The sequence below is a fragment of the Aquabacterium sp. UBA2148 genome, from assembly GCF_002328915.1.
Taxonomy (GTDB): domain Bacteria; phylum Pseudomonadota; class Gammaproteobacteria; order Burkholderiales; family Burkholderiaceae_C; genus Aquabacterium; species Aquabacterium parvum.
Genome location: NZ_DCXA01000318.1, coordinates 1 through 6260 on the forward strand (window position 1 = coordinate 1; position 6260 = coordinate 6260).

General features: G+C 61.2%; 12 protein-coding genes. 1 reads left to right on the plus strand and 11 read right to left on the minus strand.

What is annotated here, in order from left to right:
* Positions 1-642 (plus strand): putative bifunctional diguanylate cyclase/phosphodiesterase (locus tag B2W70_RS17775; protein ID WP_286747841.1); only part of this gene is annotated, 642 nt, incomplete at its 5' end.
* 12 nt (positions 643-654) lie between these two features.
* On the opposite strand, the gene B2W70_RS17780 is transcribed toward B2W70_RS17775, so the two are convergent.
* From B2W70_RS17780 to B2W70_RS17830, 11 genes are all read right to left on the minus strand, one after another.
* A complete protein-coding gene (locus tag B2W70_RS17780; RefSeq protein WP_286747843.1) occupies positions 655-1071 on the minus strand; it encodes a hypothetical protein in 417 nt (138 codons plus the stop codon).
* A complete protein-coding gene (locus B2W70_RS17785) occupies positions 1068-2030 on the minus strand; it encodes a class I SAM-dependent methyltransferase (protein WP_286747846.1) in 963 nt (320 codons plus the stop codon). The genes B2W70_RS17780 and B2W70_RS17785 overlap by 4 nt, the downstream gene beginning before the upstream one ends.
* 43 nt (positions 2031-2073) lie before the next feature.
* Positions 2074-2220 (minus strand): hypothetical protein, encoded by a 147-nt coding sequence (locus tag B2W70_RS17790; protein WP_286747848.1) that lies wholly within the window; start codon positions 2218-2220, stop codon positions 2074-2076.
* Between the two features lie 27 nt (positions 2221-2247).
* Positions 2248-2397, minus strand: a complete 150-nt coding sequence (locus tag B2W70_RS17795) for a hypothetical protein (RefSeq protein ID WP_286747850.1) — start codon at positions 2395-2397, stop codon at positions 2248-2250.
* Between the two features lie 61 nt (positions 2398-2458).
* Entirely contained in the window at positions 2459-2851 is a 393-nt protein-coding gene (locus tag B2W70_RS17800; RefSeq protein ID WP_286747852.1) for a VOC family protein, read from the minus strand.
* Between the two features lie 45 nt (positions 2852-2896).
* A complete protein-coding gene (locus tag B2W70_RS17805) occupies positions 2897-3208 on the minus strand; it encodes a hypothetical protein (protein ID WP_286747854.1) in 312 nt (103 codons plus the stop codon).
* A gap of 39 nt (positions 3209-3247) precedes the next feature.
* Positions 3248-3514: a hypothetical protein gene (locus B2W70_RS17810; protein ID WP_286747856.1), complete on the minus strand. Its 267-nt coding sequence runs from the start codon at positions 3512-3514 to the stop codon at positions 3248-3250.
* Between the two features lie 221 nt (positions 3515-3735).
* Entirely contained in the window at positions 3736-4071 is a 336-nt protein-coding gene (locus tag B2W70_RS17815; RefSeq protein ID WP_286747858.1) for an ankyrin repeat domain-containing protein, read from the minus strand.
* A gap of 428 nt (positions 4072-4499) precedes the next feature.
* Positions 4500-5009, minus strand: a complete 510-nt coding sequence (locus tag B2W70_RS17820) for a GNAT family N-acetyltransferase (RefSeq protein WP_286747860.1) — start codon at positions 5007-5009, stop codon at positions 4500-4502.
* Positions 5010-5124: 115 nt separating this feature from the next.
* Positions 5125-5790, minus strand: a complete 666-nt coding sequence (locus B2W70_RS17825) for a DUF642 domain-containing protein (protein ID WP_286747862.1) — start codon at positions 5788-5790, stop codon at positions 5125-5127.
* 207 nt (positions 5791-5997) lie between these two features.
* The gene (locus B2W70_RS17830; protein WP_286747864.1) at positions 5998-6198 is read right to left on the minus strand and encodes a hypothetical protein; all 201 of its coding nucleotides are present in this window, start codon (positions 6196-6198) and stop codon (positions 5998-6000) included.
* Positions 6199-6260: the final 62 nt, after the last annotated feature.

The following is a 6260-nucleotide window of genomic DNA, read 5'->3' on the forward strand; positions in this document are numbered from 1 at the left end:
CGTTGGCAGCATCCCCAGCGCGGCAACGTGCCGCCCAACGTCTTCATCCCCCTGGCCGAAGAATCCACGCTGATCCTGCAGCTGGGACAGATGGTGTTGCAGCGCGCCTGCGAGGCTTTGGCTCGGCTGCAGCAGGCGGGCCGGCAGTGGACGCTGTCGGTCAACGTCAGCCCGCGCCAGTTCCGCAGCCCCGATTTCGTGGACTGTGTCTCACACGCGCTCAAAGAAGCCGGCGCCGACGCGCGTGGCCTGATCCTGGAGGTCACCGAAGGCCTGTTGATCGAGAACTGGCAAGACACCGTCTCGCGCATGGGCGAGCTGGTGGCCTTGGGCCTGCGCTTTTCGATCGACGATTTCGGCACGGGCTACTCCAGCCTGGCCTACCTCAAGAAGCTGCCGCTGTACGAGCTCAAGATCGACCGCACATTCGTGCGCGACACGCCGTCCGATCCCAACGACACGGCCATCGTCGAGGCCATCCTGTCGGTGTCGCAACACCTGGGGCTGCGCGTGGTGGCCGAGGGCGTCGAGACCGAAGAGCAGGCCGCTTTCCTGACCAGCCACGGTTGCCAGTGCCTGCAGGGCTACCTCTTTGCCAGGCCGATGCCCCTGGCCGGTTGGCTGGACGACGTCATGGCCTGAGGCCTGGGCACTTCAGCATGCCAAGGAAGGCGCAAACCGAGCGTCTGCTGACAGCTCGACCCGCCAGGCCTTGGCGTGCACCAGCAAGGCATCACCCAAAGCTGTCTTCAATGTCAGCGAGGTGGGCGAATCTCCGCTGGAGGGGGCTTCGAGGACCACGCCTGTGACCCTGTGCGCGTTCGAGCCATCGCACCATTCGGCCTCGTCGATGCGACCGATCAAGCTGGATGGCAGACCCTCCCAGCTTGCTTCAATCAGGTGCCACCTCAGGCCCAGCAGGTGACCGCCACTTCGTGTGGGGTCCAACTGGCGCCGATCTCCGCTGACCTTGGCCGCAGCCAGCACCACCACGAGGTCTGCGCCATGTTGCTCCACCCGGGCGATCTCGGACCCCGCCAGCTCGATCAACCATGACGCATCCCCGCTCATGGCACGTGACCTGGGTTGCCCTCATCGTCGCCCGGTCCATCGGAGGGCGCCTGAAAAATCAGCACCTTCAAGGCGCGCTCGGGTGAGGCGTCGTCGAACGCTGGCGGGTTGGGCAGGCGCTCGAGAAAGCGCAGGGACGGTGCAGCCACCTGCATGAGGTCGAGCAGAAAGCTTGTCTCCAGCTTGGTCGAGTTCAAGCAGAGCATCGCGTGGCCTCCTGGGGCCAGCAAGTCAGGCAGGCGGCGCATCAGGCGCACATAGTCCTTCTCGGCCACGAAACTGCCTTTTTGGTAAGCAGGCGGGTCCACGATGACCAGGTCATGAGGGCCGCTTCTGCGCAACTTGCCCCATGAGCTGAAGATGTCGTGTGGCAGGAAGCTAGCACCTTGGCCCAGGCCATTGAGCGCGTGGTTCTGCTTGCCGATGTTCAGTGCACCGCCGGCCATGTCCACGTTGACCACCTGCGATGCGCCTGCCTGCATGGCCACCACCGAGAATGCGCAGGTGTAGGCGAACAGGTTGAGCACCCGCGCACCAGGCTGAGCCCGCATGCGATCGCGAACCCATTGACGGCCAGCTGCCATGTCCAGGAACAGCCCGTGGTTCAGGCCCCTTGGCAGGTGCACACGAAAGCGAACCGGCCCCTCGCTCACGGTGTGCGGGTCGGGCACATCGCCAGACAACACCCGGGTCTCCGATCGAGCCTCCTGGCGAAGCTGAAACACGCAATTGAGTGGCTCTGACGGCGCCAGCACCGACCAGCGTTCACGCAGCGCCTCGAGCACGGTGTCGAGATCGCTATCAGAGACGGGCTGGTGGCTGGTCAGCAACCAGACTGGTGGGTAGGCGTCCAGCGACCATTGCTCGCTGCCAGGGTGCAAGCCCCCTCGACCATGGAAGACGCGCTGGGCATCGGTTGGGCGTTCGAGTCGGGAGATGGCGTCCAGCAAGGCATGCATGGCCGCGATTCTGACACTTCAGGGCCAACAGGCCTGCCCGAGGCTATTTGTTCTTCAACTTGCCCTTGGGCATGACCGACGTGGTCGGTGCAACGGGCCGGGTCGAGACAGAAGCCGAATCTTTGGGCGCGCTGGTGTCCTTCTTCGGTTTCTTGATCATCTTGTTGCTGCGCTGTTCGCCTTTGGCCATGGTGCACTCCTTTTCAAAGACCAGTGTTCATTCGGTGGCAGGTGCCTGAACAGGGAAGTCGGTGGCTGATGGCTCGGTCTGTGCCGGGAGGGCTTTGCGCTGGGCTTTTTCGGCCTTCTTCTGCTTTTTTTGCTGTTCCCGCTGACGCTTCTCGAACTGGTAGTTGGGCTTGGCCATGGGATGCTCTCCGGTTGATGTCCCCCACCTTACCACTGCAGCGGGCCCGCGCTGGCGCCGCTCAGTTGCTGATGGGGGAGCAAAGCTCGACGAGCACCCCATCTGGGCAGCGCACATACGAGACCGTCTGACCCCAAGGCTTGAGCTTTGGTGCAGCGAGCTCGGTGGCCCCGGCGAGGAGCGCGCGAGCGTGGGCTGCTGACACCTGCTCGGTCACCAGCGCAATTTCAAAGCCTAGCGGCTGCAAGGATTTGTCCGCGTGCACGTGACCGCCGGGAAAGTTCATGTCACCCAGCTCGTGCGCGGCGAAAGACAAGGTGGAGGCACCGGTGTCCAGTTCACCGTAGGTGCCGCTCTCGTGGAGAAACTTTCTCCTCAGACCAAACGCGCTCTCGAAGAAAGCCAACGAGGCCGACACATCCGGCACATAGACGATGGTGTAGCCAAGCTTCATGAAAGACCTCTGACTGGGGTGAATTTGTGCGCGGTGTGCGCAGGCTCATCGTTTGTTGGCAGCCGGCACGACCCCGACCTGCGCCTCGGTGCCCGTGGCATCTTCGATGGCCATGTGCATGTTTGCCACGGACTCTCGCTCGCCTTTGATGGCATAGGTGTCGTGTGAGCAATGCGGGCAATGTGCAGCGAATGCCGCCTCGATGCCGCGCATGCCCGAAATGTCCATCGGCTGCATGTCGGTGAGCTCCGCCTTGCAGTTGTTGCAGACGATGTGTTTCGGCCGCAGTGACAGTTGCCGCTCGATGGCAGCTTGTTTGCGTTGCTCTGGTGTGCCGCGTAGCTTGGCTTGTCCCATGAAGTTTCCAGGTGTCTTTGAGTTTTCGGCGTGGACCGGTCAGTGCGAATCGAGCACGAAGACCATGCCCAAAAGGCCAACCGAGACGGTTTTGTCTTGGATGCTTGTGTATGACGCCACGCCAACCGAGTGATAGTTGCTGGCGAACGCCGTCAACGCCCCGACGCCCAGGATTCCCGCCAAGGGGCTGCGCTCTGCGACCGCCGCCTTGATCTGATCTCTGTGCCTTTGGGCAGAGGGGTTGAGGGCAACTGCCGCAAGAACGATGGCGCCAGTCATCGCGGCTGCCTTGATTGCTGGGTTCATGAATCCACTGCCCTCTTGTGTTGGTCCAGTGCGAACGATAGCTGATGAGGCGTTGCCTGCCCAAGCGGGGCTGCATGAGGAGCCTGAGCCTGGTGAGGTGCGGCCTGATTGCAAGCGAACGCAACACTTGGCGGCGTGAACGCGATGGATCCCTGCCCCCTGAGGATGCTCAAGGGCGTCCGCATGGCGTCAGACACGCGGTGGCCATGACCTCAAACAGACTAGACAGGTAGCCAACGCCACCAGAACGGTTCATTCTGCTCTTTGGCCCCGATTTGCCTCAGATGATCTGCGAACGCATGATGTCCGTGCTTCTTGGCGGCTTGAAGCGGGGAGAGGTTATCCAGCTCCGACACGAGGCTGGGATCTGCGCCGTGAGCCAGCAGAAAGCGGGCAACCTCAACATGGCCCTCGATCAAGCTGGCTACCAGCGGAGTTCGCATGATCTCCGGGTGTTGGTAGTTCGGATTCACTTCTTCAATGATGTGATGCTGCACCAGATCAAGGTTGCCATCCACGGCTGCTTGGTACAAGTTCTTCCAGTCTCCAGCTGACATGCGGTTACCTCGTGGGTGCGTGGACATCGAGAGATGTCGTGTCGGGCGATCGTAACGAATGGAGCGCTTCCCAGCTTTTGCTGGGCGTGGCCGATGCGCGCAGTGGTGGAAGTGCCGCCTGCAACGCCCTGTGAGGCGAGGGTGGACGGTGAGTGACGGCCTGCTCAGCAGTTGCCCTTTTTGGCTTGACCCGGCGGACAGAACTTCCCACCGCCAGAGTCGTGCCGGCCGGCAGGGTCGATGACCACCGAGCCGGATGGTGTGTAGACGGCGCATCCAGCGACCGACGATGCAAGAACAACCATGGCGATCAGCGCTCTCATGGGACAACCTTTGATGATGTGATGGCGTTCAGTCGATGCGGCAGTGGTCCGGCAGCCGAGGAGAGGGCTCGCATGGCTTGCGCTGGCGTCCGCTTGACCGCCCAGTCAGGCAACACTGCCAGACCCAAGCAAACGCTTTGCATAGATGCCGTATGCCACACCGTGGATTGTGGGGGCTTCGCGAACGAACTCGAAGCCCATGGACAGGTACATCGGAAGCGCCGCAGACATGATGGAGCTGGTGTGCAAGCCAAATACTTCCGTATGATCGCGCTTGGCTTTGTCAACGCAGGCATTGGCCAGCGCACGCCCAATGCCTCTGCCCCGAGATGCTGGGCAGACCACCAGCATGCGCATGACCGCCCAAGATTGTGGGAAGAATTCGCTCTTTGGCGTTTCAGGTCCCAAGTAGGCAACGGCGCCAACGATGGTTGAACCAGCTGTTGCAACGATGACCTGGCCGGCTTCCGCAAGAGAAGCCATGGTGGCGATCTTTGCCCTGAAGGTCGGCCAATCGTTGTATTGATCGGAGAACTGCTCGAACGCTGACAGCCCCAGTGCGTTCACTGCGTCTGTGTCAGCTGGTCGGAAGTCGCGCAGGATTGGTGAGTTCATGAGTGGCCCAACAACCTGGTCAAACGGCGCCGGAGCACGAAGTCGGAGGGCATCGTGTCGCGTCATGAACGTGCCGAAGGCATGGGCTGAGGTGGCGTTCGATTTGAACGCGCAGTCAGGCCGCCTTTGCGAGGCTCTGCAAGCGAGGCTTGTTCGTCAGTTGCAGCGATCCAATGGTGGCAAGACCCATGAGAGCCAGCGCGTAAGACGTTGGTTCTGGGACGGCGGTCATCGAAGCGCTGACGTTGTCCAAGCCAATGTAGTTCACCCCTGATGCGCCAACAAACTGGATGGTGCTTTCGGAACCGGCGGCGACAAAGACAAAGGAAAACTGCTCCCAGTCATTTGTCCCGCCGGCATGCGACCCAGTAAAGTTCGCCGATTGACCCGCAGCACTCACATTGAGCGAGGAAGGCCTGCCCCAAGTGTTTGAGCTACCCAAGTAAAACGTGACGGTGTATTCAAAGCCCTTGGTCGTGGCAATGGTTTGCTGCACACCTCCAAACGGCGAGCCGGCGGCATAGTCCGACAGATCAAGGAAGAAGTTGCCTTCCTGGGCATCGAGGCCCCACGGGTCTCCAACACCAATCCAGGCCAAGGAGTCGTTGACGATTTGCCAGCCCGATAGCGAAGAAGAGCCTGGTGAAAGGGTCATCGTTTGGTTGCTGGGCGGAACGAATGATCCCGACTCAAAGCCCCCGTTCATGAGGAGATTTGCGTTGGCCATGCCCGCACTTCCAAGCAAGGCGGCAGCAAGCAACAGGTTCAGGCGTGAACACATTTTGAAGCTCCTGGTTTGATCATGATTGCCAAAGCATACTTGACCGGACCCGTTGAAGAAAGCTGCGTCGACGGCGAACGCATGGGACTGTGCTGTTCGGCCTAACGAACGCTCTAGTTCAGTGCGCCACGCTCGGCCTGGATGAATCGTGCGGTGGTGTGGACGTTCCCGGCAACGCCCAGTTAGGCCGGGGCAAAGGGCATGAGCCTACTTGCGTGCTGCATCGGCCTCTTTTTGGTAGGCATCGTGGGACATCCCTGCGTCCTTCAGGCAGCGATCACGTGCGGCGCCATCGGCTTGTTTCATGCACTCGGCACGCTGAGCATTGCGTCCGGTTGCATAGAGTTGCTGTGACGAGCAGGCAGCCAAAAGCAAAGCGGCAAAGGCGAGAGTGATGGATGTGCGCATGGTGTGGGGGGGGCTACACGCCCAAGTTCAGGGGCGCACGCTTGGCGAGGCCGAAGCGCGCA

Coding starts and splice junctions, on each gene's coding strand:
- B2W70_RS17780 (WP_286747843.1), bottom strand. CDS start 1,071: ATGAGCGGGGATGCGTCATGGTTGATCGAGCTGGCGGGGTCCGAGATC.
- B2W70_RS17785 (WP_286747846.1), bottom strand. CDS start 2,030: ATGCATGCCTTGCTGGACGCCATCTCCCGACTCGAACGCCCAACCGAT.
- B2W70_RS17790 (WP_286747848.1), bottom strand. CDS start 2,220: ATGGCCAAAGGCGAACAGCGCAGCAACAAGATGATCAAGAAACCGAAG.
- B2W70_RS17795 (WP_286747850.1), bottom strand. CDS start 2,397: ATGGCCAAGCCCAACTACCAGTTCGAGAAGCGTCAGCGGGAACAGCAA.
- B2W70_RS17800 (WP_286747852.1), bottom strand. CDS start 2,851: ATGAAGCTTGGCTACACCATCGTCTATGTGCCGGATGTGTCGGCCTCG.
- B2W70_RS17805 (WP_286747854.1), bottom strand. CDS start 3,208: ATGGGACAAGCCAAGCTACGCGGCACACCAGAGCAACGCAAACAAGCT.
- B2W70_RS17810 (WP_286747856.1), bottom strand. CDS start 3,514: ATGAACCCAGCAATCAAGGCAGCCGCGATGACTGGCGCCATCGTTCTT.
- B2W70_RS17815 (WP_286747858.1), bottom strand. CDS start 4,071: ATGTCAGCTGGAGACTGGAAGAACTTGTACCAAGCAGCCGTGGATGGC.
- B2W70_RS17820 (WP_286747860.1), bottom strand. CDS start 5,009: ATGAACTCACCAATCCTGCGCGACTTCCGACCAGCTGACACAGACGCA.
- B2W70_RS17825 (WP_286747862.1), bottom strand. CDS start 5,790: ATGTGTTCACGCCTGAACCTGTTGCTTGCTGCCGCCTTGCTTGGAAGT.
- B2W70_RS17830 (WP_286747864.1), bottom strand. CDS start 6,198: ATGCGCACATCCATCACTCTCGCCTTTGCCGCTTTGCTTTTGGCTGCC.